Here is a 25,467-nt window from a genome sequence, read left to right as displayed (position 1 = left end):
GGCGCGGGAGGGAAGCGGAGACAGGCTTAGCGTTGAACCAGCGCGCGGTCGTAGCGAACGCTCTGCTCGCTGTCGTTCAATAGCGAGACGCCTTCGCTGCTACCGCCGTTGGCCAGGCTCTCGAAGATGACTCGATAGCTCAGCACGGCCTGCACGTAATCGCGGGTTTCGCGGAAGGGGATGCTCTCCACGAACAGGTCGAACGACTCCATGCTGTTACTGCTTAGCCACTGGTCTACGCGACCAGGGCCGGCATTGTAAGCTGCCGTCGCGGCGAGGCGGTTGCCACGGTAACGGTCGAGCTTGTCACGCAGATAGGTACTGCCCAGGCGAATGTTCAGTTCGGGGTCGAGTACGCCGTAAGGCCCGGGGTCGCTGAGTCCCAGTTGGCGACTGACCTGCGTGGCGGTGCCGGGCATCAGCTGCATCAGGCCGCGTGCGCCAGCCGGTGACAGCGCCACGGGGTTGTAGGCGCTCTCCCGACGGGTGATCGCCATCAGCAGGAAGGGGTCTACCCCGGTCATGCGGCCCCAATGCAGAAAACTGTCCCGGTAGGCGGGTGGGAAGCGCCACTCCAGGGCATCCCACATCTCACCGGCAATCGTGGTTTGTACCAGCCGGGCATGCCACTGCTGCTGGGCAGCGTAGTCGGCGAGGGCGCGAGCCTGGTAAGGCGACGCTTCGCGAACGGCATGCAGCCACTCGCTGTTGGCCAGGCCCTCTTCACCAATGCGCAACAGCGCTTGCGTGCGCTGTACGGCGGGCAGTCGCGCGATATCCTCGCGGGTGGCTTCGTCGAAGTGGTGGCGCTCGTGGTTGAGTCGGTACGGCTGGCCGATTTTTTCAGCGGCGGCAAAGCCATAGAAGCTACGGTCCAGAGCGGCCTGCTGGTAGCGCGCCTGAGCAGCTTCCTGATTACCCAGCTGTTCGTTGGCGCGTCCCAGCCAGTACTGCCAGCGGCTGCTCTCCTGCTGGCTGGCGGGCATCTCTGCAATCCAGTGAATGACGTCGGTCCATTGGCGCTCCGCCAGGGCGCGGCGCACCCGAAGCTCCAGCACCCGTTCGCTCTGCAAGGAAGGCAGCACGCTGTCTACCCAGCTCAGCGTGCCGGGCACGTCGCGCACCAGGGCGTAGAAGGCCAGCTCCTCCTCGATGACCTGCTGGTCGCTGGGCGCCAGCGTCAGGCGCGGGGCGATCTGTTGCCAGGCGGCAAAGGCACGGGGCGTGTCTTCGCGGGTATAGCGCTGCATGGCCGCCTGATAGAACGCTGCCGTGGCGGCGCATTCAGGCCCCAGGCAAGTGGGGGCCGTGGTCAGGCTGTTGAGGCTTGTGTTGGCCCGCTCCGCCGTATCGATGGCCGTTTGCCACTGGCCGCTGAGCAATCCTCCCAGGTAAGTGCTCAAGCGCTGCTCGCCTGCTTGCCAGGCCAGCATCTTGCGCTCCCAGATGGCGGTGGCATCGATGGTGCCATCCGCGCGCAGGCGGCTGAACAGGGCGTTGCAGGCGTCCGGCTGTGAGCTGCCCACGCGCCACAGCGCCAGGCCCGCCGTGCGTGCCTGTTCGGGGGCGCGGTCGAGGAGTGCCGTGTAGTAGTAGCACTGCCGTGCCGTACCGGCGGGTTCGCCATCGGCGACGGCCAGCAGGTCGCTGAAACGGCCCGCATAGCCGTAGTTGGCAATGGCCTGGCCGCGCAGCCACTCACCCAGGGGGGAGTCACCGTGCTGCTCGATGAACTGCAGTACCTGGCTGACAGAGACGTTGGGCAACTGCTGGCGTAGCCGGTGATACTCCACATAGCCGCTGAGGATATGCCCGTCGATGGCGCTCTGGTCGATTTGTTGCCACTGCTGCTGGCGGGCGGCGTTCAATGCATCGCGCATGGCCTCGTCCGAGGCGGCCCAGGACGCAGATGGCAGGCCGATCAGTGCCGCGGCACACAGCGTGCGAAGGGTAGAACGAAATGGCGTTGCCTGCATGGCACTCCCTCTTTAACTGGAACTGGCTGATATGACGGTCGAGTAGGTGATGGCCACCGTCGCGTGGCCGTCGCGATCATGAACTATTTGGCCAAATGACGTTCTGACCATTGTACCCTGAGAGGATTCCCTGACGATGGCACGATTATCTAGCTGGTGGTTGTTTCGTCGCTTGAAAGGTCGGGCCTGGGCCATCAAACGAGTAGCCCGTGCGCTCACGCTTTTCCTGCCCATGACCCGCGACGTACTGCGTGGCAGCTTCAGGCCGGTGCCTTGGGCCGCCTTCGGTACCATGGCTCTGGCACTGGCCTATCTGGTCATGCCCTTTGATCTCATCCCTGATTTCCTGGTCATCATTGGCCTGGTCGACGATGTGCTGATCGTCGGTTGGCTGTTGAACCGTGTGGATCGCCACCTGGCCGAATATCGCGCCTGGAAGGCCGAGAACGAAGCAGCGTCGACGGCTGCCTGATCGGCGCGGCTGGTTGGCTAGCGCTTGAAATCCCATCACTTATCCCCATATTGCCTTCATCCTGTTTGACGCCTCTGCTTGGCTGGCAGAGGCGACACGCCACACGAAATAGATGAGGGCTAAGCGCATGACCACGGCGAACCACGAAGAAACCCTTGGCTTTCAAACCGAAGTCAAGCAGCTTCTGAACCTGATGATCCACTCCCTGTACTCCAACCGGGAGATATTCCTGCGTGAGCTGATTTCCAACGCAGCGGATGCCTGCGACAAGCTGCGCTATGCAGCCCTGGACAACGACGCCCTGTACGAAGGTGACAGCGAGCTGCGCATCGAAATCGAGCACGACCGTGATGCCAACACCATTACCTTGCGTGACAACGGTATCGGCATGAATCGCGAAGATGTCATCGCCAACCTGGGGACCATCGCCCGTTCAGGCACCGCCGAGTTTCTCAAGCAGCTTTCCGGTGAACAGCAGAAGGATGCCAAGCTGATCGGTCAGTTCGGTGTCGGTTTCTATTCTGGCTTCATTGTGGCAGACGAAGTCGCCGTGCGCACTCGCAAGGCGGGCACCGCCGCGTCGGAAGGCGTCGAGTGGCGCTCGCGGGGCGAAGGTGAGTTCACCGTGGCCGATATCGAGCGCGAGGTGCACGGCACCGAGATCACTCTGCACCTGAAAGAAGATGCCAAGGAGTTTGCCGACGACTACCGCCTGCAAAGCCTGGTGCGCAAGTACTCCGATCACATCGAAGTGCCGGTGCGCATGCCCAAGGTCGAGACCGCCCGTGACGACGAGGGCAACGAGATCGAAGGCAGTGAAGTCACCACCTGGGAAACCGTCAACGAAGCCACGGCGCTGTGGGCACGTCCCAAGAGCGATGTGTCGGACGACGAATACAAGGCGTTCTACAAGCACGTGGCACATGACTTCAGCGACCCGCTGACCTGGAGTCACAACAAGGTCGAGGGCAAGCTGGAGTACACCAGCCTGCTCTACGTGCCGGGCCGTGCACCGTTCGACATGTTCGACCGTGACGGTTCCCGAGGCGTCAAGCTGTACGTTCAGCGGGTATTCATCATGGATGACGCCGAACAGTTCCTGCCGCTCTACCTGCGTTTCATCAAGGGCGTGCTGGACACCCGCGATTTGTCGCTGAACGTCTCTCGTGAGCTGCTGCAGCAGGACCCCAAGGTCGACAAGATCAAGGGCGCCTTGACCAAGCGTGCCCTGGACATGCTCAAGAAGCTTTCCAAGGATAGCGAACAGTACCAGACGTTCTGGAACACCTTTGGCAGCGTGCTGAAAGAAGGGCCGGGTGAAGACTTCGCCAACCGCGAGAAAATCGCCGGTCTGCTGCGCTTTGCTTCCACGCATACCGACACGTCCACCCAGGAGCATTCTCTGGCCGAATACGTCGAGCGCATGAAGGAAGGTCAGAAGAAGATCTACTACGTGGTGGCCGACAGCTTCAATGCCGCGAAGAACAGCCCTCACCTGGAGATCTTCCGCAAGAAAGGTATCGAGGTGCTGCTACTCTCCGATCGTATCGATGAGTGGCTGATGAGCCACCTGACCGAGTTCGATGGCAAGTCTTTCGCCGACGTGGCCAAAGGCGAGCTGGACCTGGGCGATGTCGAAGACGAAGCCGAAAAGCAGGCTCAAGAAGAGACCGCCAAGGCAAAAGAGGCGTTGGTCAAGCGCGTTCAGGAAGCGCTGGGCGAGCACGTGCAGTCGGTGAAGGTCACTCACCGCCTGACCGACTCGCCTGCCTGTGTGGTGCTGCCGGAGCATGAGATGGGCTATCAGATGCGACGCATCATGGAGGCCGCGGGGCAGAAACTGCCCGAAGTGAAGCCCATTCTCGAGCTCAACCCCGATCATGCGCTGGTGGCGAGGCTCGAAGGCAGCGAAGGCGAGCTGTTTGCCCAGCTGGCGCATATTCTGCTCGATCAGGCGATCATTGCCGAAGGTGGCCACCTGGACGACCCGGCGGCTTACGTGAAGCGGCTGAACAGCGTGCTGACCGCGTGATGTCCATTCGTTGAGGGATGCGGCCCGCCTGGCCTGCCAGGCGGGCCGTTTGTTTTTCGGCCTGTTTTGAACGGCGAAGGCGGCCGTTGGTGATAAAGTAGGTGATCACTATGAATGCTAAACGATCAGGATGTCATCATGGCGGATGAGCAACAGATTAAGGTCGCCGTGCTGGGCGGGGGGAGTTTTGGTACCGCCTTGGCCAGCATTGCGGCAGACAACGGTGCCCAGGTGCGCCAGTGGATGCGTGACGAAGCGCTGGTGGCGCAGATCAATCAGGAGCACCGTAATGGCCGCTACCTGCCCGATTATCCGATCAACCCTGCCGTCGAGGCGTCCACTGACCTGGAAGCCGTCCTGGTCGGGGCGGAGCTGGTGCTGATCGCCATTCCCTCCAAGGCGTTTCGCAGCGTGGTGCAGGCGGCCAAGCCGTGGCTGACCGCCCAGCAGATTCTCGTCAGCACCACCAAGGGGATCGAGCAGGAGAGTTTTCTGCTGATGAGCCAGGTGCTGGAGCAGGAGACCGGCTTTAGCCATATTGGCGTGATCGCGGGCCCGAACCTGGCCTCCGAGATTGCCGATAAACAGCTGACCGCGACCGTGATTGCCAGCGCCGATGCCCTGACGCGTACCCGGGTGCAGCAGGTGCTGGGGTGTCGCTATTTCCGCGTTTACGCCAGTAATGACCGGCACGGCGTCGAACTGGGCGGGGCACTCAAGAATATCTATGCCATCGCCGCAGGCATGGCAGCGGCACTGGGCATGGGTGAAAACACCCGCAGCATGCTGATGACCCGTGCACTGGCGGAGATGAGCCGGTTTGCCGTGGCCCAGGGGGCCAATCCGATGACGTTTCTGGGGTTGGCGGGAGTAGGTGACTTGATCGTGACCTGCTCCTCGAATCTGTCGCGTAACTATCGGGTGGGGTATGCGCTGGGCGAGGGGCGTGACCTGGAGGCTGCGGTAGAAGCGTTGGGGCAGGTCGCGGAAGGGGTCAATACCGTCAAGCTGGTGTGCGCCAAGGCTGAGGAGTTGGGCGTTTACATGCCGCTGGCGGAAGGGCTGAAGCGGGTGCTGTTCGATGGCGTGCCCGCCCAGGAAATGGCGCGCACGCTGATGCTGGGCGAGCAAAGCAGCGACGTCGAGTTCATTCTGCCCCGTGAGGCCGTGCAGCAGGCGCATCGGGAACAGACATCGCCCCCTCGGGTAGCTGTCAGCAAAGGAGATGTTCATGAGTGACCAGGGAAATCAGGCGCTGCGCCATGTTGGCGCGAGCCCACTGCTGATCATGCGGCATGGTGAAGCCGCTCCCGGCTTTCCAGACCCGGTGCGTGCGCTGACTCGCCGCGGCGAACAGGAGGCGGGCGCCATGGCGCGCTGGCTGGCCGCGCGTGTCAGTGAGGGGGAGCTTGCCACCCCCGTGCTGTATGCCAGCCCCTATGTGCGCGCACAGCAAACCGCTGAGCATATTCGTGATGCCCTGGGCATTCCCTTGAATACATTAGCGTTCATCACGCCAGACGATTCCGCCAGTGACGTGGCCGAGTGGCTGATGGCACAACAGCCCCAAGGGCCCATCATGCTGGTCAGCCATATGCCGCTGGTGGGCGAGTTGGCAGGGTTGTTGATCGAAGGCTCGCCGAGCCAAGGGCTGGGTTTCCCCACGGCGGCCATTGCCGAGCTGGAGGCCGACGTCTGGGCAGCAGGGTGCGCTCAGCTGCAGCGCTTCACCCAGCCCAGCCAGCTGTAGCGGCTGGTTGTAGAGGTTAGTTGTAGAAAGTAGCTGTAGAGAGTAGCTGTTGAGAGTAGCTGTTGAAAATAGCTGAGCGAGTCCCCCTCCACGCAAAGCGGCTGCCGAAGCAGCCGCTCATGGTGATGCACTGGCACTGGGGGCGCGTTACAGCAGAGCGTCCAGCTTGGTCTTGAGCAGGTCGTTCACCTGCTGGGGGTTGGCGGTGCCGCGAGAGGCCTTCATGACCTGGCCCACGAAGTAGCCGATCATCTTGCCGCGCTTCTCGGGCTCCGAATCGCGGTACTGAGCGACCTGGGCCGGGCTCTCGGCGATGACCTGATCGATCATGCCTTCGATGGCGCCAGTATCGGTCACCTGCTTCAGCCCTTTGGCATCGATGATGGCATCGGCGCTCTCCCCCTGGCCATTCCACAGCGCCTGGAAGACCTGCTTGGCGGCCTTGCCGTTGATGGTGCCATCGAGCACGCGGCGTACCACTTCGCCCAGCTGCTGGGCCGAGACGGGGCTGTTCTGAATGCTCAGGTTTTCCCGGTTCAATGCACCGGACAGCTCGCCCTGAACCCAGTTGGCCGCCTGTTTGGCATCGCCGCACACTCGGTGGACTTCCTCGAAGAACTCCGCCATTTCGCGGCTGGCCGAGAGTACGCTGGCATCGTAAGCCGATAGCCCCAGCGCGTCCTGGAAACGAGCGCGCTTGTCGGCTGGCAGTTCCGGCAACTGGCTGCGCAGATGCTCCAGGTACGCTTCATCGAGGACCACGGGCAGCAGGTCGGGGCAGGGGAAGTAGCGGTAATCGTTGGCTTCTTCCTTGGTGCGCATGCTGCGGGTCTCATCGCGCTCAGGGTCGTACAGGCGGGTTTCCTGCACCACGCTGCCGCCATCTTCGATCAGCTCGATCTGACGCTCGACTTCGAAGGCGATGGCGCGCTCCACGAAGCGGAACGAGTTGACGTTCTTGATTTCTGCGCGCGTGCCGAACGCTTCCTGGCCTTTGGGGCGCACCGAGACGTTGACATCACAGCGCATCGAGCCTTCGGCCATGTTGCCGTCGGAAATGCCCAGGTAGGTCACGATGGAGTGGATGGCCTTCAGATAGGCCGCTGCTTCCTTGGCGTTGCGCATGTCCGGTTCGGAGACGATCTCCAGCAGCGGGGTGCCTGCGCGGTTCAGGTCGATGCCGGTCATGCCGTGGAAGTCTTCATGCAGCGACTTGCCTGCATCTTCTTCCAGGTGAGCATGGTGGATGCGGATGCGCTTGGTGGTGTCGTCGTCTAGGGTGATTTCCACCTCGCCAGCGCCCACGATGGGGTGATACATCTGGCTGGTCTGGTAGCCCTTGGGCAAGTCGGGGTAGAAGTAGTTCTTGCGGTCGAAGACCGATACTTCCGGGATCTCGGCGTGGACGGCCAGGCCGAACTGAACGGCCATGGCGACCGCCTGTTCGTTCAAGACGGGCAGCACGCCAGGTAGGCCCAGATCAACGGCGCAGGCCTGGGTGTTCGGCTCGGCGCCAAACGCCGTCGAGGCGCCGGAAAATATCTTGGAACGCGTTGCGAGCTGAACGTGGACCTCGAGCCCAATCACGGTTTCCCATTGCATCAGGCGTTCTCCTCGGCAAAGGCAGGCAGTTTGAGATGCCAGTCGGTGGCTTGCTGGAACTGGTGAGCGACGTTGAGCAGCTGCGCTTCGGCAAAGTGCGTGCCGAGAATTTGCAGGCCCACCGGGCGGCCGCCCGCAAATCCGGCCGGAACGCTGATGCCGGGAATGCCCGCCAGGTTCACGGCAATGGTGTAGATATCCTGCAGGTACATCGACACCGGGTCTTTCTTCGCGCCCAGGTCGAAGGCGGGCGTGGGCGATGCGGGGCCCATCAGTACATCGACATCTTCGAAGGCGTCGAGGAAGTCCTGACGAATCAGGCGACGCACCTTCTGGGCCTTGGTGTAATAAGCGTCGAAGAAGCCTTCCGACAGGGTGTGGGTGCCAATCAGGATACGCCGCTTGACCTCTTCACCAAACCCTTCGGCCCGCGAGCGGGTGTAAAGGTCAATCAGGTCGGCAGGCGCCTTGCAGCGGTGACCGAAGCGCACGCCGTCGAAGCGCGACAGGTTGGAGGAAGCTTCAGCGGGGGCAATCACGTAGTAGGCCGGGATGGCGTAGTGCGTGTGCGGCAGGCTGACCTGCCGCACCGTGGCGCCCAGCGACTCGTAAACCTTGACGGCATCACGCACGGCTTGCTCGACTTCCGGGTCGAGGCCGTCGCCAAAATACTCCTTGGGCAGGCCGATTTTCAGGCCTGACAGCGGCGCGTTGAGGGTTTCGGTGTAGTCAGGTACGCCACGGGCGACGCTGGTGGAGTCGCGCAGGTCGTGCCCGGCAATCACGTTGAGCAGCAGGGCACAATCTTCAGCCGTGCGTGCCATCGGGCCTGCCTGGTCGAGGCTGGAGGCGTAGGCAATCATGCCGTAACGGGAGACGCGCCCATAGGTGGGCTTCAATCCGGTGATGCCGCAGAACGCGGCCGGCTGACGAATGGAGCCGCCGGTGTCGGTGCCCATGGCCGCAGGTACTAGCCCTGCCGCTACCGCCGCCGCGCTACCGCCGGAGCTGCCGCCGGGGACTGCCGTCAGGTCCCAGGGGTTCTTGACCGCGCCATAGTGGCTGTTTTCGTTGGACGAGCCCATGGCGAACTCGTCCATATTGGTCTTGCCGAGACTGATGGTGCCAGCGGCCGCCAGCTTTTCCACCACGGTGGCATCGTAAGGCGCGATGAAATTATCGAGCATTTTGGAGCCGCAGGTGGTCTTGACGCCCTGGGTGCAGAAAATGTCTTTCAGCGCCAAGGGGATGCCAGCCAGCTTGCTCGCCTTGCCTGCCGCTCGTGCCTGGTCGGCGGCTTCGGCCTGGTTCAGCGCCTGCTCGGCGGTCACCGTGATGAAGCTGTTGAGCTTGCCATCGGCTTTTTCGATGCGCTGCAAAAAGTGGGAGGTCAGCTCTCGGCTGGAGAGTTCACCGCTATCCAGGGCGGCGGCGAGCTGCGTTACGGTTTTATCGTGCATGACCCGGAAGCTCCGTTCGGGGGCGAATGAAATAAGCAGAAACGAGCGGGGTGCGGCGGTTATTCAACCACGCGAGGCACCAGATACAGGCCGTTTTCCACTGCCGGAGCACAGCGCTGGAAAGCGTCGCGCTGATTGGTTTCGGTGACTTCGTCGGCGCGCAGGCGCTGCGTGGCATCCAGCGGGTGGGCCAGTGGCGCCACGCCTTCGGTATCCACGCTCTGGAGCTGGTCGACCATGTCCAGAATGCGGCTGAGATCGTCGACAAAGCCACTGGCTTGGTCATCGCTGACGGCGAGTCGGGCCAGATGTGCGGCCCGGCGCACATGAGATTCTTCAAGCGCCATGATCGAGGTTTCCTCGCAAACGTGATGGAACATATTCCGCTTTGAGCGGTATACATACGGTCATCTTAAATTCGTCTTGTGGAGCAGACGTGGAAAATAGCCGCAAAAGGTACCACATATTGCCCCCCTCGGGCACTATTGGGCACGACTCGTGCTTGCTGCCAAGGGGTTGCGGTGATACCGTTTGCATCCGCACAGGGTTCCCGGTCTGCACTAGGTAACAACATCCATGTTCAAACGTTTGAGGGGGCTGTTTTCCAGCGATCTGTCGATCGACTTGGGTACGGCCAACACACTGATTTATGTACGCGGTCGTGGCATCGTGCTCGATGAACCGTCCGTAGTCGCCATCCGCCAATCCGGTAGCATGCGCAGCGTGGCTTCGGTCGGCGCCGACGCGAAGCGTATGCTCGGTCGCACGCCTGGCAATATCACGGCCATTCGACCCATGAAGGACGGCGTCATTGCCGACTTTACCGTTACCGAGCAGATGCTCCAGCACTTCATTCGCAAGGTGCATCAGAGCACGTTTCTGACGCCCAGCCCGCGTGTCCTGGTCTGCGTGCCCTGCATGTCGACTCAGGTAGAGCGCCGTGCCATCCGCGAGTCCGCCGAAGGGGCGGGTGCCCGCGAAGTCTTCCTGATCGAAGAGCCCATGGCTGCGGCCATCGGCGCAGGCTTGCCGGTAGAAGAAGCGCAGGGGTCGATGGTGGTGGACATTGGTGGCGGTACCACCGAGATCGCCATCATCTCGCTCAACGGGGTGGTCTATTCCGAATCGATCCGCGTAGGCGGTGACCGTTTTGACGAGGCGATCACCGCGTACGTGCGCCGCCATTACGGTAGCCTGATCGGCGAAGCCACGGCCGAGCGCATCAAGGAAGAGATCGGGTGTGCCTACCCGGGTGGCGAGCTGCGCGAGATCGACGTGCGCGGCCGTAACCTGGCGGAGGGCATCCCGCGCAGCTTCACGCTCAACTCCCACGAGATTCTCGAGGCGCTCCAGGAAACGCTGGGTTCTATCGTATCTGCCGTCAAGAGCGCGCTGGAACAGTCGCCCCCCGAGCTTGCCTCGGACATCGCCGAACGCGGCCTGGTGCTGACCGGCGGTGGCGCGCTGCTGCGTGACCTCGACAAGCTGATCGCCGAAGAGACGGGCCTGCCGGTCATCGTGGCCGAAGATCCGCTGACCTGCGTGGCGCGTGGCGGTGGCAAGGCGCTGGAGATGATTGACCAGCATACCTTTGAGTTACTGTCGAGCGATTGATCGCAGCGGTTTGACGCGGGGGATTGCCTATTAAACCGCTGTTTTCACACGGACCGTTACCCGGTTACCGGCTTTTCTTCTGTGTGCTGGCGGCAAGCGTGCTGATGTTTGTCGACCAGCGTTTCACGCGCATGGAAGATATTCGCGCCCAGATGACCATGGTCGTTGCCCCTATTCAGTGGGTGGTGAGCGTGCCCAGCGACGTCTTGAACTGGGGGGCGCTGGCGCTCTCTGACCAGCAAGCGCTGGTGGATGAGAATCGCCGCCTGCGTGAGCAGATACTGACGCTGTCCCATCGTGGGCAGCGGCTCGCCAACCTGACCGCCGAAAACGCCGAGCTGCGCACGCTGCTCAAGGCGGGCGAGCGTCGTGAGATTCCCTACATCACGGCTGAATTGCTGTCGCTGGACAACGACCCCTTTACCCATCAAATGGTCGTCGACCGAGGGCATCGTAACGGCGCCTATGTCGGACAGCCAGTGATCGATGCGTCTGGGTTGGTCGGTCAGGTGACCGCTGTGTCTGCCTACTCCAGCCGCGTGCTGCTGCTGGTGGATGCAAGTCATGCCTTGCCGGTTCAGGTCAATCGAAACGGCCTGCGTTTCATCGTGCAGGGCACCGGCCGTTATGGCAGCGTCAGCGTGTTGCACGTACCGGATACTGCCGACATTCGCGAAGGAGACTTGTTGACCACCTCCGGGTTGGCGGGTCGCTTTCCTCCTGGGTATCCCGTGGCCCGTGTCACCGAGGTGTACCATGACCCCGGCCAACCGTTTGCACGTGTCATGGCCGAGCCAGCCGCCCAGCTGCAACGCTCACGGCATTTCCTGATGCTCTTTCCACCACCCCGCGAAGAGTTCGACGCGTCTGACTGGGACGAGTCCATGGATATCTCGGCTCAGGCCGTGCATGCCGCTCAGCGTCTGGCTGAGTCTCATTCACAGGAGGCGCCTTGATGGCTAGGGCTCCCGTTGTGCCGCTGTTCGCCGTTTGGCTGAGCCTGCTGCTGGCGCTGTGCTTGCAGGTCATGCCGGTGGCGGATGGCTGGCAGGTGTTTCGCCCCGAATGGGTGGGCCTCATGCTCATCTACTGGAGCATGCGCTCACCGGACCGAGTCGGGGTCTTTCACGGCTTCGTGGTGGGCCTGCTGCTAGACCTGATCGAAGGGACCGCGCTGGGCCAACACGCGCTCATCTTGTCGCTGTTGGCGTTTCTGGCTGCCATGGTCTATCCACGTTTTCGCGCTTACTCGCTGGTGCAGCAGGCCGTGCTGGTGCTGGTGCTGCTGGGGCTGGTGCAGCTGGTCGAGCAGTGGTTGCGTACCTTGACCGGCGAGTTTTCGATCCACCTCTCTTTCTTGATTCCCTCGCTGATGAGTGCGCTGTTGTGGCCTTGGCTGGCCACCATGCTGGTGGCTCTGGAGCGGCGCATGATGAGCAGTGGAACATGAGCGAAGTGATTTCCGGCGCATCCTCCCCGCCGGTGCTCTGCCTGGCGTCTGCGTCGCCGCGTCGCAAGGCGCTGCTGGCGTCGATTGGCGTGCCTGTCAGCGTGCTGCCCAGCGATATCGATGAAACGCCGCTGGCCGATGAGTCGGCCTTGGCGTATGTGGAGCGACTGGCCATCGCCAAGGCCAGCGCGGCCATGGCCCGAACGCACTTGCCGGTGCTCGGGTCGGATACGGCAGTCGTGGTGGCGGGGGATATTCTTGGCAAGCCCCGAGACCAGCAACATGCCGCCGAGATGTTGAAACGGCTCTCGGGGGGCACGCATCAAGTACTGACCGCGGTGGCAGTGAGTGGGCCGCTGGGTATACTCTCATGTTGTGTCACGACTCATGTCACCATGCGCTCATTGAGCCGCGAGGAAATCGCCTGCTACTGGCAGACTGGTGAGCCTGTGGACAAAGCCGGTGGCTATGCCATACAAGGGCTTGCTTCGGTGTTCGTCGAAGAAATTCAGGGCAGTCACTCTGCCGTCGTGGGGCTGCCGCTATTTGAAACCACGCGCTTGCTTGTCCAGCAGGGAGTGCCCGTTTGGGCGGGCCGATATCCAACGTAGCGATTGGGCCCGCACTGGTACCTGGCGACGACCGCTGCGCTGGCAAGGAACCGGATATTCAATAAGGAATTGTGCATGAGCGGTGAAGTCCTTATCAATTTGACGCCCATGGAGACCCGCGTCGCGCTGGTGGAAAATGGCGTGTTGCAGGAGGCGCTCATCGAGCGTTCTCGTCGCCGTGGGATCGTGGGTAATATCTACAAAGGCAAAGTGGTTCGCGTACTGCCTGGCATGCAGGCTGCCTTTGTCGATATTGGCCTTGAACGCGCCGCTTTCATTCATGCCCATGAAGTGATGCCGCCCGGCACCCCTAGCGATGAGCAGCAGACCATCGGGCAGTTGCTGCACGAAGGCCAGGCCCTGGTCGTGCAGGTCACCAAGGACCCTATCGGCACGAAAGGGGCGCGGCTGACTACCCATCTCTCGATTCCTTCGCGTTACCTGGTCTACATGCCGGACTCGCCTCACCATGGCGTTTCCCAGCGCATCGAAGACGAACGCGAGCGTGAGCGGCTGAAAGCGCTGCTGGACAAGAGCATCGCAGAACAGACCATCGACGTGACGGGTGGCTTCATCGTGCGTACGGCGGCAGAAGGCGTGGGCGATGAAGAGCTGGCCAGCGACATGTATTTTCTGCTGCGTATCTGGCGCAAGGTCAGCGAGCGCAAGATCACCGCTTCCCCGCCTAGCGTGATCTACGACGACTTGCCGCTGTTCATGCGCACCCTGCGTGACGTCATGCGCGATGATATCGAAAAAGTACGCATCGACTCCCGGGAAAACTTCGTCAAGCTGGTCGAATTTGCCGAAGAGTTCATGCCCGACGCGGTGGACCGTATCGAGTACTACCCGGGCGAGCGGCCGATTTTTGACCTCTACAGCGTCGAAGACGAGATTCAGAAAGCCTTGGGGCGCAAGGTGCAGCTCAAATCCGGTGGCTATCTGGTCATCGACCCTACCGAAGCCATGACGACCATCGACGTCAACACCGGTGGGTACGTCGGTCATCGCAATCTGGAAGAGACCATTTTCAAGACCAACCTGGAAGCCGCGACGGCCATTGCCCGTCAGTTACGGCTGCGCAACCTGGGCGGTATCATCATTATCGACTTCATCGACATGGTGGATGTCGAGCATCAGCGTCAGGTGCTTCGCGTATTGGAAAAGGCGCTGGAGCGTGACCATGCAAAAACCAAATGTACCGGGGTAACCGAGTTGGGGCTGGTGCAGCTGACTCGCAAGCGCACGCGGGAAAGTCTCGAACAAACCCTGTGCGAGGCCTGTCCCACCTGCGCCGGCCGCGGTACCTTGAAGACCCCTGAAACCATCTGCTACGAAATCTTCCGCGAAATCCTGCGTGAAGAGCGTGCCTACAGCGCAGAAACCTACATGGTGCTGGCCTCTCAGCCGGTGGTGGATCGTTTGTTGGATGAAGAGTCGGCGGCCGTGGCTGACCTGGAAACCTTCATCAACAAGACCATTCGCTTTCAGGTCGAGCAGCACTACTCCCAAGAGCAGTACGATATCGTACTCATGTGATGGCTGCGTCAAGCTCCTTACTCCGCCTCTCGCTTCGCGTCGTACTGGTGACGCTGGCAGTACTGCTGGGCCTGCTGGCGTTACTGCTGGTGACGCTGCGCGTGGCCCTAAGCCAGAGCGAGGCACTCGCGCCACGTATCGAAGCCGTGCTGGAAGCCAGAATCGGTGCACCGGTGAGTATCGGGCAAGTATCGCTCTCGTTGGCGCGCAATGATCTGCGTTTCCTGCTCGAAGACCTGCGTATCGATACCCCTCAAGGCGACCCGCTGGCTGCCGTCGAGCGCGTGCATTTACGCCTGGATGGTTTGGCGAGCCTGCGCCATTGGGCACCCATTTTCAGCGATGCCCGCATGGCGGGCCTCGAGTTCCACCTCTATCAAACCCCTGGAACCACCTGGGGATGGCCGGCGCCCGCCAGGCTTCCCTTGGGCATGGCCCCGCAGCCGGATATCGATCTGGCGTTGATCGACGCCTGGGCTGGGTTGTTGCTCCGGCAGCGTCTGTGGGTAGACAACAGCCGCGTGCTGCTGCATGGGCGTGAGCAGACGGTGCTGTTGCATGCACCGTCGCTGGTGCTGGATGGCGACGAGCGTCGGACGCGGCTCTCTGGCGAGCTGAATGTCGTGGAAGACCCCGACCAGGAAGCCGCGGCACTGCCTGCCATCACCATGGCCGCCGAGATGCAGCCAGGTGCGCGTGGCTTGAGTGATTTTTCGGCCGCGCTGCAGATGAATATGCAGCTGGATCATCTGGTGGTGCTGGCAGCGCTGTTTCGACCCGAGCAGATGCCCTATCTGGAGCAGGCGGGCGGTCAGGTGCAGTTATGGGGACGCTGGCGAGAAGGGCGCCTTGAGGATGCCCGACTTGCGGTCGATATGCCCGAGCTGACCCTGCGCCGGGATGTGGAGTATGCCGTGCTGCGCAACATTCAGGCCTCCGGGCAGTGGCAGCGCAACGGGGAGGGCGGTGAAGCCTGGCTGAGCGGCAACGCAGAAAGCGTCGAGTGGGCACAGCCAGAGGGCATCAGTGACGGTCCTGCCCTACCTTACCACTGGTATCTGGCCCACGAGCCCGGCCATTGGGAACTGCGCACCAGCGCCTTCGAACTGGCCTCGCTAGCCGCCTGGCGCGAGTACGCCCTGTTACCCGAGTCGCTGACGCGGGTGCTGCAAACCCTGGCCCCCAGAGGGCAAGTGCAGGGGCTGCGGCTAGGGCAGCGTGAAGGGCGCTGGGGGGTCGATGCCGCGCTGACCAACGTGGCGGTCGACCCGTGGCAGCAGGCTCCCGGTGGTGGCCCGCTGGATGCCTGGGTGCAGGCGCGTGACCTGCGTGGCCGGGTGACCTTCAGCAGTGCGGGCAACAGCGAACTCTATTTTCCCCAGCTGTTCGAAACGCCCATGCAGCTGGGGCATGCCGAGGGGGTGGTGGAGTGGGTCTACGATGGCCCACGTACCATGATCAGCGGGCGTGAGCTGCAAGTCGATTGGGATGGTGCGCGTATTGCGGGCGGCTTCGGCCTGATCACGGGGCAGCAGCGTGGTCAGTTTGGGCTCGACCTCGCCTTCGAGAATGTCGATGCCGTAGAGCGCCCGCTAGGCCAATGGCTACCGCTTGGCGCCTTCGAGCCGGCGCTGCGGGAATGGTTGCAAAACGACATCGGTGGCCGAGTGCCGCAGGGGGCGCTCAGGATGAGTCTGCCGTTTGGAGAACCCGGTAGTGCACCGCCATTTTCCGCCACGCTGGCGCTGCTGGTGCGCGAGGGGTACTTGCCGATTGCCAATGGTTGGCCTCTGCTGGAAGACGTCGATGGTCGCCTGATATGGCAAGGTGGAGAGCTGAAGGCACAAGTGACGAGTGCACAGAGCCAGGGTGTCCAGCTATCCGAGGGGGCCGTCCAGTTGGATGAGGACAACGTGCTGCGACTGTCGGGACAGTTGCACAGTGATGGCGCCTCTCTGCTGCGCTTTCTCAAGGCCACACCAGAGGCGGGCGGGTTACCGCTCGACGAGCTCAGTGCCGAAGGCGTGGTAGAAGGCTCCTTGGCGGCGGTCGTGCCTTTGGAACATCCAGAAGGACTGTCGCTGGATATCAACGTGGTGCCTTCTCTGGAGGTCGTGCGCTACCAACCGCTACCCTTGTCACTGCGTCAGGTCGAAGGCGAGGTGAACTGGCAGCAGTCGGGCGAGCAGCGTGCGCTGCTGGGTAACCTGCAGGGGCGTTGGCAAGGTGGGGGAATCCGGGCCGACTTTGATGAAGATCGGCAGCGGGTGCAGCTCAGCGGCGATGTGGACAGCGCAGCGCTCTGGGCATTGTCAGGCATGCCGGACACGGCGCGCGAAGTACTGCGTGGGCGAACGACCTGGGAAGGCCAGGTGAACTGGGAAGACACCCCGACCTTGAGTTTGCAAAGCCAGCTGGTTGGGCTGACCAGTCAGCTGCCCGAGCCGTTCGATAAACGCGCCGAGCAGCCCTGGCCGTTACGGGTGCGCGCTGATTTTTCCAGTGCCAGAGGAGAGGTGCGGATAGCTGATCTGCTGGCCATGCGTCTGGCGCTCAGAGAGCCAGAAGGTGTGATGGGCGAGGTCGCGCTGGGCAGCGTGGCACCGCTGGTGGAATGGCCCCAGCAGCCAGGCTGGAAAATCGATGCATCGCTAAACACCATTGATCCCTTGGCCTGGCAGCAGGCCTTGTCGCCGCTGTTCGACAATGGGGCGGGTGGTCCGCCGACGTCCGGGGCGTTGCCGACCCTCGAAGCCGTGCTGAGAACCTCCTGCTTGCGTTATCGCGACGAGTGTCTGGGCGCCATGACGGCTTCCGGTAGCGCCGAGACGGACCGGGCACAGCTGCAAATCAACGGTGAGCTGCTCTCCGGTCGTGTGCACTATCAGCCACGGGAGTCGCGCCCACTGGATGTGGTAGTGAGCTATCTGGCCGCTGACCGTTTGCTTGATTTGCCCAGCGAAGAGGCCGCGAGCGAGGCGTCGTCGAGAGAGGTGCCCACGCCGGGCTCCTGGGTCGACGAGATCACTACCGAATACGCCGCCCCAGCCGCTATCCCCGATTGGCTGGCATCCGTACCCAATGGACGGCTGCGACTGGCCGAGCTCAGTGTGGGTGACGGGCTTTATGGCCCCCTGACCGCTTATTGGCAGACCAGCGCTCAGGGGCTTTCCATTGCGCCGGTGGGGCTGACGTTGGGGCAGCTCTCGGCGCGTGGCGAGCTGCACTGGGAAGGTAATCCGGTGACCAGCCGCACCCGCGCTGACCTGACGATCCAGGGGGGAGATCTAGGCACTGCCCTGGAGCGTCTGGGGCAGCCCGTTGCCATGCGCAGCCGCACCACCAACGTGGCCGCCGAGCTTGCCTGGGCGGGGGCACCCTGGCAGTTTGCGCTGGCCCGCGCAGGTGGAGAGCTGAGCACGGATATTCGTGACGGGCGCTTCGTGATGCTCGACTCGGCACCTGCTCGGCTGGTGGGGCTGCTCAACTTCGATAACATTCTGCGCAGACTGCGCTTTGATTTTTCGGATGTGACCGGGCAGGGAACGGCGTTCGATCGGGTGCATGGCACGGCAGACGTGGCCCAAGGGCAGCTGTTGCTGCGTGGCCCCCTACAAATTGATGCCCCTGCCACGACCTTTACGCTGACAGGAAATGTTAATCTCTTGCAGCGCGAACTCGATCAGCGTCTTGGCGTCACACTGCCAGTGAGCCAAAGTCTGCCTATCGCTGCAATCGCGGTGGGTGCTCCCATCGTCGGTGGGGCGCTCTTTATTGCCGACCAGCTCTTTGGTGACGCACTGGCCCAGGCCACCACCATTCATTATCGCGTGCGAGGTCCCTGGACCTCGCCGCAGGTTACTTTAGAAGGCCCTCAATGACCGCACACACAAGCGATATAGAGTCTGCAATTTCCATTTTGCTAACGCCGGGTGGTCTCGATCTGGAAGCCCTGGATACGGGCCTTGGCTACGCCATGGGGGCAGGCATCGATTATGCTGACCTTTACTTTCAGCGCACCTGGCAGGAGGGGTGGGTGCTGGAAGACGGTGAGGTCAAGGAAGCGAGTTACAACATCGATGGCGGGGTCGGTGTGCGGGCGCTGGCCGGCGAAAAAACCGGCTTTGCCTACTCCAACCAGATTACTGCCGATGCTCTGATGGATACCGGACGCACCGCGTCGGGCATCGTGCGCAGTGGCAAGCAGTTGCCTGGCCAGCGTGTCGTGCCGGTAAGCGCAGCGGCGCGCTATGCAGGTATCGACCCGCTGGCAGGGCTGAGCGCCGAGGAGAAGGTGGCCATGCTGAAGCAGGCCGACCGCGTCGCGCGCGCTGCCGACCCCAGCATCAGCCAGGTCAGTGCCTCGCTGTCCGGCACCTACGAAGTCGTGCTGGTGCGCGCTAGCGACGGTACCCTGGCGGCGGACGTGCGACCGCTGGTACGTTTCAATGTCAGCGTGATCGCGGCCAAGAATGGCCGTCGGGAGCGGGGTAGCGCCGGTGGCGGTGGGCGCTACTCCATGGCTCGCCTGCGCGATGAGGGGGTGGCCGAGCGCTATGCCCAGGAGGCCGTGCGTCAGGCGCTGGTCAACCTGGAAGCGGTGGATGCACCCGCTGGACAGATGCCCGTGGTGCTTGGCGCTGGATGGCCTGGCATCCTCTTGCACGAGGCGGTCGGGCACGGCCTGGAGGGTGACTTCAATCGCAAGGGCAGCTCGGCTTTCGCCGGGCGAATGGGCCAGCGCGTGGCGGCCAAGGGCGTCACCGTGGTAGACGATGCCACGGTCATGGATAGCCGCGGGGCGCTCAGCGTCGATGACGAGGGCACGCCGGGCCAGTACACCCCTCTGATCGAGGATGGCATTCTCACCGGCTACATGCAGGACAAGCTGAACGCGCGATTGATGAACATGGCGCCAACCGGGAACGCGCGGCGTGAGTCCTTTGCCCACCTGCCGATGCCGCGTATGACCAACACGGTGATGCTGGCCGGGCAAGATGCGCCGGAAGACATCATCAAGAGCGTCAAGCGCGGCCTTTACGCGGTCAGCTTCGGTGGCGGGCAGGTAGATATCACGTCGGGCAAGTTCGTGTTTTCAGCCAGCGAAGCCTACCTGATCGAAGATGGCCGCATCACCTCGCCAGTCAAGGGCGCCACGCTGATCGGCAATGGCCCTGAGGCGATGGGACGAGTGTCCATGATTGGCCATGACCTGGCCATGGATACCGGGATTGGGGTATGCGGCAAGGAGGGCCAGGGCGTGCCGGTAGGCGTTGGGCAGCCCACCCTCAAGCTGGACGAGCTGACCGTCGGTGGCACGCAATCCGGCTAGTCAGACAGCGCAGCTCGTCATCGTTGGTGTGGGGGGGTCAGAGCGCCAGCGTATCGCGCAAGTGCTTGAACAGCTTGCGCGCGCTGGTCGGCGGTTTGCCCTGCTCACGCTCCTTGCGGGCGTTACGCACCAGCTGACGCAGGGTCTGGCGGTCGGCATCGGGGTAGTCGGCAAGGAACAGGTCGACGGCGTCGTCACCCTCGTCGACCAGCCGATCACGCCATTTTTCCAGACGATGGAAGGCATGGTCGCGCTGCTCTTTCTCTTGCTCGATGGCATCGAATACCCCCTGGATGGCGGCTAGATCCTCCTTGCGGATCAACTTGCCTACGTACTGCATGTGGCGGCGGCGGCCTTCATGGGAGCGGATGCGCGAGGTTTCCTCGATGGCCCGCAGCATGTCGTCAGACAGCGGAAAACGCGCTCGTTCGGCGGGTTTCATGGCAATCAAGGTTTCGCCAAGCGCCTGAAGAGCATGCATTTCACGCTTGAGCTGGGATTTACTGGGACGCTCTTCCTGCTCGTCAATATCGAGGGGCTCGGGGCGTTGCTTAGGCATACAGACACTCACTGATTTGGATTCGTCGGCAGCATTATATCAGGCTGCGACCATAACATTGATTCGCCAATGCAATTGAGGCGAAAAGGAGACCACATGGCACAGGCATTTGATGCAGCAGCGCAGCAGGCGCTACTGGCGCAGCGGGCGGAAGAAGCCCTTGGCCTGGCGAAAACGCTGGGCGCCGATGCCGCTGAAGTAGGCGCCAGTGTCGACCAGGGGGTGGGCGTCAGCGTACGACTCGGCGAGGTCGAGACCGTCGAGCTTTCCCGTGACCAGGGAATCGCCATTACGGTCTACGTTGGCCAGCGCAAGGGGAGCGCCTCTTCCACGGATGCCAGCAGCGCCTCGCTGCGCGCCACGGTGGAAAAGGCCCTGGCAATTGCGCGCTATACCGGCGAAGACCCTGCTGCCGGATTGGCAGACGCTGCGCTGATGGCGACCCGGTTGCCGGATCTCAAGGTGCACCACCCGTGGGCGCTCTCGACCGAGCAGGCCATCGAGCTGGCGCTGCGCTGTGAACAGGCGGGGCGCAGCGTGGACGGTATTCACCAGTCCGAAGGTGCCTCGTTGTCCAGTGGCGAGGGCGTGCGGGTCTACGCCAATAGCCATGGCTTTCTAGGTACCCAAAAGGGCAGCAGCCATTCGCTGTCCTGCATGCTGATCGCCCAGGATGACAAGGGTATGCAGCGCGACTATGACTACACGTCGGCGCGCAATCCCGTACAGCTGCGTGACCCGGAGGACGTCGGGCGCGAAGCGGCCGCACGCACCCTGCGGCGGCTGGGTGCGCGCAAGCCGCCCACCGGTACGTTTCCCGTGCTGTTCGACCCAACCCTGGCCGCAGGCCTGGTAGGCCACCTGATGGGCGCCTTGGCGGGCGGGGCGTTATATCGTGAAGCATCGTTCTTGTGTGATCGTCTGGGTAGCCCGCTTTTCCCGGAGTGGATGGGGCTGGAGGAGCGCCCCATGGAAGTCGGCGCCACGGCCAGCTCACCCTTCGACGCCGAGGGTGTGCAGACCCGGGATAACCGTTTCATCGAGCAGGGCAGGATCGCCAGCTACATGCTGTCTGCCTACAGCGCGCGTCGCCTGGGTATGCAGTCGACGGGGAACGCTGGCGGAGCGCGTAACCTGCGTCTGTTGGCCCCGCGGACACCGCGTCACGAGCTGTTGCAGCAGATGGGGCGGGGTATTTGGGTCACCGAGCTGATGGGGCAGGGGGTCAATGGCGTAACGGGGGACTACTCTCGCGGTGCGGCCGGTTTCTGGGTCGAGAATGGCGAGGTACAGTACCCCATCGAAGAGTTCACCATTGCCAGCAATCTCAACACCATGTTCGCTGGCCTGATGGGGATTGGCGATGATACCGATACGCGTGGCAGCATTCATACCGGCAGCTGGCTGGTGGATGCCATGACGGTGGCGGGCAGCTAACGAGGGTTACTGATCCTCGTCGAAACGTGCGTCGAACAGGGCCTGAATGGCATCCAGGGCCTGGTCGGCGTCTTCACCTTCTGCGGTGATGGTGAGTGACGTGCCGCAGGGGGCCGCCAGCATCAGCAGCGACATGATGTTGGCCGCATCGGCCTTTTGCTGCTGTTTGTACACGTGGATGCGGGCTGAAAACTGCTGGCCGCACTTGACCAGTTTGGTGGCGGCGCGGGCATGAAGGCCGCGTTGGTTGGTCAGCGTTAAGGTTCTTTCAGGCACTCTGATTCCTTTTTGCCGAGTGATATCAGGGCGACTTCGTGTCGCTGGGAGGGGTGGAAGAAGCGGCATCGACGGTAGCGGGTAATTCGCTCAGCGTGTACTGCAAGCCCAATTCCCGGTGTCTGAGCTGAATAGCGCCAGTGCGCTTGACCAGCGATTGCGCCAGTTGCTCGACCATGTAGACAGAGCGATGCTGTCCGCCGGTACAGCCAATGGCCACGGTCATATAGCTGCGCTGACTGCTTTGGTAAGCAGGTAGCCATTTCTCCAGCCAGGCATGAATATCGTCACGCATGTCATCGACGATGGGGTAGCCTCTCAAGAAGGCCTTGATATTGGCGTCGCGTCCGGTGAACTGCCGCAAGCTGGGGTCCCAGTAGGGGTTGGGCAGGCAGCGCACGTCGAACACGATATCGGCATCCATGGGTACGCCCCGTTTGTAGCCGAAAGATTCGAACGTCAGGGTCAACTGGTCACGCCGCTGATGAGCAACCTGATCGGTGATGCGGCGGCGTAGGTCGTGTACCGAAAGACGCGACGTGTCGATCAGCAGGTCAGCCAGGTCCCGAATCTCGAGCAGGGTTTCTTCTTCTTTGTTGATGGCCTCTTCCAGGGTCATGTCGCTATCCCGGGTCAGCGGGTGGCGCCGACGGGTGGCCGAGTAGCGCTCCAGCAGAATGCGCGCGTCCGTGGTCAGGTAGATGACCTGAAAACGGATCTGACGCTGGCGTAGTTCTTCCAGCAGAGCAGGCAACTGTTCCAGTGCAGTAGGCAAGTTGCGCGCATCGATGCTGACGGCCAAATGAGTACGTCCGCCCTGTTGACGCAGTTCATCGACCAGCGAGCCCAGCAGCATGGCAGGCAGGTTGTCGATGGCGTAATAGCCAAGATCTTCCAGCGCCTGTAGGGCGATGGACTTACCGGACCCTGAACGGCCGCTAATGATCACCAGCTGCATAGCGCATCTCTCTTGGCTTGAGAAGGAATAGAGGGTTACCGTCGGCCTTGCTGCCCGGCAAAGGCTGCGCTAGGCAGCCTGCTCGCGAATCTTGTCGGTCAACAGCGTCAGCAGTTCACGCTGGCTGCTGACATTGCGCAATTGCTGGCGTGTGGCTGCGTCGTTCATGATCGTGGCGACCTGACCCAATAGCGCCAAATGCGTATCATCGGCTTCTTCGGGTACCAGCAGCACGAACACCAGATCGACGGGGTCACCATCGATGGCATCGAAGTCGACGGGTTCGGCCAGCTTGAGAAACCCAGCAATCGGCGTGCTGCAGTGAGGACTGCGTGCGTGGGGAATGGCCACGCCATTGCCGATGCCGGTACTGCCCAGCCGTTCACGGCCAATCAATCGACTGAAGACTTCCTGGCTATCCAGGCTGGGCGTGTTTTGAGCGATAAAGGTGCTGAAAAACTCCAGCACCCTTTTTTTGCTGCCCCCGGGCACGTCGTACAGCACGCGCTCCGGGGGGAGAATGGTTTCCAACATCATCGGGTTAACGCACGCCAGCGCCTTGGGCGCGGGCTTGTGCTTTTTCCTTGTGTTTTACGAGCTGACGGTCGATTTTGTCCGCCAGGGCGTCAATGGCTGCGTACATGTCGTTGTCCAGCGCTTCGGCATGAAGGTCGGCTCCTGCTGCGTGCAGGGTGCAGGCGGCTTGCTGGCGCTCCTTTTCAACAGATAAGGTGACCTGGACGGTCGTGATGTTGTCGTAGTGACGTTCAACGCGTTCCAGCTTTTCGTTTACGTAGTCACGCAAGGCGTCAGTCAGTTCAACGTGATGACCAGTGATGTTTACTTGCATTGACGTGCTCCTTATCCATCGGACTGTACTTCGATTGTAACCCTTTTTGGGCCATTGCAAAGCCCTCGTCGAGAGTTTGTTGGGCGAGAGCGTTTAACTAGCGTAAACGACGGCGCTCACTCGACGAAGGTATACCCATCGACTCACGGTACTTGGCCACGGTGCGGCGGGCCACGGTGATGCCGCCCGCTTCCAGCAGGGTGACCAGACGGCTGTCGGAGAGTGGCTTGCCCGGAGGCTCGTCCTGAATCAGTTTCTTGATGCGTGCTCGAATGGCCGTGCTGGAATGGCTGTCGCCACCTTCCTGGCCGCTGACTTGGCTGGAGAAGAAGTACTTGAGCTCGAACACCCCGCGCGGGGTATGAATGTATTTCTGGGTAGTGACCCGCGAGATGGTCGACTCATGCATCTCCACCGCTTCGGCGATATCGGCCAGAATCAGCGGTTTCATGGCCTCTTCACCCTGCTCGAGGAAGCCTATCTGGCGGGCAATGATCTCGCGCCCCACGCGCAGCAGCGTGTCGTTGCGGCTCGACAGGCTCTTGATCAGCCAGCGAGCCTCCTGGAGGTGCTCTTTCAAAAACTGGTTGTCCTGGCTCTTGTCGGCGCGCTTGATCAGGCTGGCGTAGTCGGGCTGGATACGTAGCCGAGGCAGCGCTTCCGGGTTGAGTTCCAGATGCCAGCCCTCGTGATCGTGACGTACCACCAGGTCCGGCGTCACATAGCTGTCGTCGGTGACGCCGTAGGCGCTTCCGGGGCGAGGGTCAAGGCTGCGGATTAAACGAATGACATCGTCCAGCTGCTCGTCATCGAGGCTCAGGCGTCGTTTCAGCAGGCGCATGTCGTCCTTGCCCAGCGCTTCGAGAAACTGGCGTACCAGACGCTTGGCGGGCATCAACAGCGGAGTGTCTTCGGGTAGCGCGGCCAGCTGCAGCATCAGGCACTCGCGCAGGTCACGGGCGAACACGCCAGTAGGCTCGAACTGCTGCAGGCGCAGCAAGGTGTTTTCGACCTCGCGTTGGCTCAGGCCATCGTGGCCCTGCGCCTTGAGCCCCTCGCGGATGTCGTTGAGCGGCTGGGTCAGATAGCCGTTGGCATCCAGCGCATCGATGAGGCTCTCGGCAATGGCTTGCTCACGCGCAGAGAAGTCGGTCATGGCCAGTTGCCAGAGCAAGTGCCCGTGAAGGCTCTGCCCGGCCGCCTGGCGCTCGAAGTCCGGGCCTTCGCTACTGCCGCCCGCGCTGCCCATGTCCTGGTAGGTGTCGGACCAGTCGCTGTCCACGGAGAGCTCGTTGGGAATGCTGTCTGCCCACTCGGCTTCCTGAGGCTCGCTGACCGCCTGTTCGCCAAACTCATCCTCCTGTTCGAGCATGGGGTTGGCATCCAGCGCCTGCTGAATTTCTTGACGAAGGTCCAGCGTCGATAGCTGAAGCAGCGCAATGGCCTGCTGCAGCTGAGGTGTCATGGTCAGCTGTGTGCCGATGCGCAGTTGAAGAGAAGCTTTCATGACCATCTGAGAACCACTCGTTAATCAGAAAGCTCCACCCTA

General features: G+C 62.1%; 22 protein-coding genes. 12 read left to right on the top strand and 10 right to left on the bottom strand.

Going from position 1 to position 25,467, the window contains the following annotated elements:
* Positions 1-26: 26 nt before the first annotated feature.
* Positions 27-1,976, bottom strand: coding sequence for a lytic transglycosylase domain-containing protein (locus RVM27_RS02410; protein ID WP_498940973.1), 1,950 nt, complete (start codon positions 1,974-1,976; stop codon positions 27-29).
* Between the two features lie 136 nt (positions 1,977-2,112).
* On the opposite strand from RVM27_RS02410, the gene RVM27_RS02405 reads away from it, so the two are divergent.
* From RVM27_RS02405 to sixA, 4 genes are all read left to right on the top strand, one after another.
* Positions 2,113-2,448, top strand: a complete 336-nt coding sequence (locus RVM27_RS02405) for a YkvA family protein (RefSeq protein WP_016913460.1) — start codon at positions 2,113-2,115, stop codon at positions 2,446-2,448.
* A gap of 127 nt (positions 2,449-2,575) precedes the next feature.
* Positions 2,576-4,480 (top strand): Hsp90 family chaperone protein, encoded by a 1,905-nt coding sequence (gene htpG, locus RVM27_RS02400; protein ID WP_498940975.1) that lies wholly within the window; start codon positions 2,576-2,578, stop codon positions 4,478-4,480.
* A gap of 114 nt (positions 4,481-4,594) precedes the next feature.
* Entirely contained in the window at positions 4,595-5,719 is a 1,125-nt protein-coding gene (locus RVM27_RS02395) for an NAD(P)H-dependent glycerol-3-phosphate dehydrogenase (RefSeq protein WP_422822513.1), read from the top strand.
* Positions 5,712-6,230: a SixA phosphatase family protein gene (gene sixA / locus RVM27_RS02390; RefSeq protein ID WP_498957257.1), complete on the top strand. Its 519-nt coding sequence runs from the start codon at positions 5,712-5,714 to the stop codon at positions 6,228-6,230. Before RVM27_RS02395 ends, sixA begins: the two co-directional genes overlap by 8 nt.
* A gap of 147 nt (positions 6,231-6,377) precedes the next feature.
* On the opposite strand, the gene gatB is transcribed toward sixA, so the two are convergent.
* The 3 genes from gatB to gatC are packed head-to-tail and all read right to left on the bottom strand — an operon-like array spanning position 6,378 to position 9,639.
* The gene (gene gatB, locus RVM27_RS02385) at positions 6,378-7,832 is read right to left on the bottom strand and encodes an Asp-tRNA(Asn)/Glu-tRNA(Gln) amidotransferase subunit GatB (protein ID WP_016913464.1); all 1,455 of its coding nucleotides are present in this window, start codon (positions 7,830-7,832) and stop codon (positions 6,378-6,380) included.
* Positions 7,832-9,292, bottom strand: a complete 1,461-nt coding sequence (gene gatA, locus RVM27_RS02380) for an amidase (RefSeq protein WP_498940979.1) — start codon at positions 9,290-9,292, stop codon at positions 7,832-7,834. The genes gatB and gatA overlap by 1 nt, the downstream gene beginning before the upstream one ends.
* A 59-nt stretch (positions 9,293-9,351) precedes the next feature.
* Positions 9,352-9,639, bottom strand: a complete 288-nt coding sequence (gatC, locus tag RVM27_RS02375; protein ID WP_016913466.1) for an Asp-tRNA(Asn)/Glu-tRNA(Gln) amidotransferase subunit GatC — start codon at positions 9,637-9,639, stop codon at positions 9,352-9,354.
* Positions 9,640-9,868: 229 nt separating this feature from the next.
* Here gatC and RVM27_RS02370 point away from each other — a divergent pair, with 229 nt between their 5' ends.
* The 7 genes from RVM27_RS02370 to tldD all read left to right on the top strand — a co-directional run bounded on the left by RVM27_RS02370 (position 9,869) and on the right by tldD (position 19,838).
* Positions 9,869-10,906: a rod shape-determining protein gene (locus RVM27_RS02370; protein WP_039177500.1), complete on the top strand. Its 1,038-nt coding sequence runs from the start codon at positions 9,869-9,871 to the stop codon at positions 10,904-10,906.
* A 23-nt stretch (positions 10,907-10,929) separates the two neighbouring features.
* Entirely contained in the window at positions 10,930-11,862 is a 933-nt protein-coding gene (mreC, locus tag RVM27_RS02365) for a rod shape-determining protein MreC (protein WP_287805360.1), read from the top strand.
* The gene (mreD, locus tag RVM27_RS02360; protein WP_144983537.1) at positions 11,862-12,356 is read left to right on the top strand and encodes a rod shape-determining protein MreD; all 495 of its coding nucleotides are present in this window, start codon (positions 11,862-11,864) and stop codon (positions 12,354-12,356) included. Before mreC ends, mreD begins: the two co-directional genes overlap by 1 nt.
* Positions 12,353-12,967 (top strand): Maf family protein, encoded by a 615-nt coding sequence (locus tag RVM27_RS02355; protein ID WP_287805365.1) that lies wholly within the window; start codon positions 12,353-12,355, stop codon positions 12,965-12,967. The genes mreD and RVM27_RS02355 overlap by 4 nt, the downstream gene beginning before the upstream one ends.
* Before the next feature lie 75 nt (positions 12,968-13,042).
* A complete protein-coding gene (rng, locus tag RVM27_RS02350) occupies positions 13,043-14,506 on the top strand; it encodes a ribonuclease G (protein ID WP_039177490.1) in 1,464 nt (487 codons plus the stop codon).
* Positions 14,506-18,387 (top strand): YhdP family phospholipid transporter, encoded by a 3,882-nt coding sequence (locus tag RVM27_RS02345; RefSeq protein ID WP_498957256.1) that lies wholly within the window; start codon positions 14,506-14,508, stop codon positions 18,385-18,387. Before rng ends, RVM27_RS02345 begins: the two co-directional genes overlap by 1 nt.
* A complete protein-coding gene (tldD, locus tag RVM27_RS02340; protein ID WP_039177484.1) occupies positions 18,384-19,838 on the top strand; it encodes a metalloprotease TldD in 1,455 nt (484 codons plus the stop codon). Before RVM27_RS02345 ends, tldD begins: the two co-directional genes overlap by 4 nt.
* Positions 19,839-19,875: 37 nt before the next feature.
* Here tldD and yjgA read toward each other — a convergent pair whose 3' ends face one another.
* Positions 19,876-20,397: a ribosome biogenesis factor YjgA gene (gene yjgA, locus RVM27_RS02335; protein WP_016913474.1), complete on the bottom strand. Its 522-nt coding sequence runs from the start codon at positions 20,395-20,397 to the stop codon at positions 19,876-19,878.
* A 96-nt stretch (positions 20,398-20,493) separates the two neighbouring features.
* On the opposite strand from yjgA, the gene pmbA reads away from it, so the two are divergent.
* Positions 20,494-21,834, top strand: a complete 1,341-nt coding sequence (gene pmbA / locus RVM27_RS02330; protein WP_498957255.1) for a metalloprotease PmbA/TldD family protein — start codon at positions 20,494-20,496, stop codon at positions 21,832-21,834.
* 6 nt (positions 21,835-21,840) lie between these two features.
* On the opposite strand, the gene RVM27_RS02325 is transcribed toward pmbA, so the two are convergent.
* From RVM27_RS02325 to RVM27_RS02305, 5 genes are all read right to left on the bottom strand, one after another.
* Positions 21,841-22,110, bottom strand: coding sequence for an HPr family phosphocarrier protein (locus RVM27_RS02325; RefSeq protein ID WP_039177479.1), 270 nt, complete (start codon positions 22,108-22,110; stop codon positions 21,841-21,843).
* A 25-nt stretch (positions 22,111-22,135) separates the two neighbouring features.
* Complete coding sequence (gene rapZ / locus RVM27_RS02320) at positions 22,136-23,068, bottom strand: RapZ family nucleotide-binding protein (RefSeq protein WP_498957253.1); 933 nt, start codon at positions 23,066-23,068, stop codon at positions 22,136-22,138.
* A gap of 69 nt (positions 23,069-23,137) precedes the next feature.
* Positions 23,138-23,605 carry a PTS sugar transporter subunit IIA gene (gene ptsN / locus RVM27_RS02315; RefSeq protein WP_498940991.1) on the bottom strand — a complete coding sequence of 156 codons (468 nt, stop codon included), beginning with the start codon at positions 23,603-23,605 and terminating at the stop codon, positions 23,138-23,140.
* 4 nt (positions 23,606-23,609) lie between these two features.
* Entirely contained in the window at positions 23,610-23,918 is a 309-nt protein-coding gene (hpf, locus tag RVM27_RS02310; RefSeq protein WP_027335376.1) for a ribosome hibernation-promoting factor, HPF/YfiA family, read from the bottom strand.
* A gap of 97 nt (positions 23,919-24,015) precedes the next feature.
* Positions 24,016-25,431 carry an RNA polymerase factor sigma-54 gene (locus tag RVM27_RS02305; RefSeq protein WP_498957252.1) on the bottom strand — a complete coding sequence of 472 codons (1,416 nt, stop codon included), beginning with the start codon at positions 25,429-25,431 and terminating at the stop codon, positions 24,016-24,018.
* Between the last annotated feature and the right edge of the window lie 36 nt (positions 25,432-25,467).

Source organism: Halomonas sp. KM007 (assembly GCF_050709225.1).
GTDB classification, from domain to species: domain Bacteria; phylum Pseudomonadota; class Gammaproteobacteria; order Pseudomonadales; family Halomonadaceae; genus Vreelandella; species Vreelandella hamiltonii.
This window is presented reverse-complemented; position numbering and strand designations above follow the sequence as displayed.

Coding starts and splice junctions, on each gene's coding strand:
- RVM27_RS02410 (WP_498940973.1), bottom strand. CDS start 1,976: ATGCAGGCAACGCCATTTCGTTCTACCCTTCGCACGCTGTGTGCCGCG.
- RVM27_RS02405 (WP_016913460.1), top strand. CDS start 2,113: ATGGCACGATTATCTAGCTGGTGGTTGTTTCGTCGCTTGAAAGGTCGG.
- htpG (WP_498940975.1), top strand. CDS start 2,576: ATGACCACGGCGAACCACGAAGAAACCCTTGGCTTTCAAACCGAAGTC.
- RVM27_RS02395 (WP_422822513.1), top strand. CDS start 4,595: ATGCTAAACGATCAGGATGTCATCATGGCGGATGAGCAACAGATTAAG.
- sixA (WP_498957257.1), top strand. CDS start 5,712: ATGAGTGACCAGGGAAATCAGGCGCTGCGCCATGTTGGCGCGAGCCCA.
- gatB (WP_016913464.1), bottom strand. CDS start 7,832: ATGCAATGGGAAACCGTGATTGGGCTCGAGGTCCACGTTCAGCTCGCA.
- gatA (WP_498940979.1), bottom strand. CDS start 9,292: ATGCACGATAAAACCGTAACGCAGCTCGCCGCCGCCCTGGATAGCGGT.
- gatC (WP_016913466.1), bottom strand. CDS start 9,639: ATGGCGCTTGAAGAATCTCATGTGCGCCGGGCCGCACATCTGGCCCGA.
- RVM27_RS02370 (WP_039177500.1), top strand. CDS start 9,869: ATGTTCAAACGTTTGAGGGGGCTGTTTTCCAGCGATCTGTCGATCGAC.
- mreD (WP_144983537.1), top strand. CDS start 11,862: ATGGCTAGGGCTCCCGTTGTGCCGCTGTTCGCCGTTTGGCTGAGCCTG.
- RVM27_RS02355 (WP_287805365.1), top strand. CDS start 12,353: ATGAGCGAAGTGATTTCCGGCGCATCCTCCCCGCCGGTGCTCTGCCTG.
- rng (WP_039177490.1), top strand. CDS start 13,043: ATGAGCGGTGAAGTCCTTATCAATTTGACGCCCATGGAGACCCGCGTC.
- RVM27_RS02345 (WP_498957256.1), top strand. CDS start 14,506: ATGGCTGCGTCAAGCTCCTTACTCCGCCTCTCGCTTCGCGTCGTACTG.
- tldD (WP_039177484.1), top strand. CDS start 18,384: ATGACCGCACACACAAGCGATATAGAGTCTGCAATTTCCATTTTGCTA.
- yjgA (WP_016913474.1), bottom strand. CDS start 20,397: ATGCCTAAGCAACGCCCCGAGCCCCTCGATATTGACGAGCAGGAAGAG.
- pmbA (WP_498957255.1), top strand. CDS start 20,494: ATGGCACAGGCATTTGATGCAGCAGCGCAGCAGGCGCTACTGGCGCAG.
- rapZ (WP_498957253.1), bottom strand. CDS start 23,068: ATGCAGCTGGTGATCATTAGCGGCCGTTCAGGGTCCGGTAAGTCCATC.
- ptsN (WP_498940991.1), bottom strand. CDS start 23,605: ATGATGTTGGAAACCATTCTCCCCCCGGAGCGCGTGCTGTACGACGTG.
- hpf (WP_027335376.1), bottom strand. CDS start 23,918: ATGCAAGTAAACATCACTGGTCATCACGTTGAACTGACTGACGCCTTG.
- RVM27_RS02305 (WP_498957252.1), bottom strand. CDS start 25,431: ATGGTCATGAAAGCTTCTCTTCAACTGCGCATCGGCACACAGCTGACC.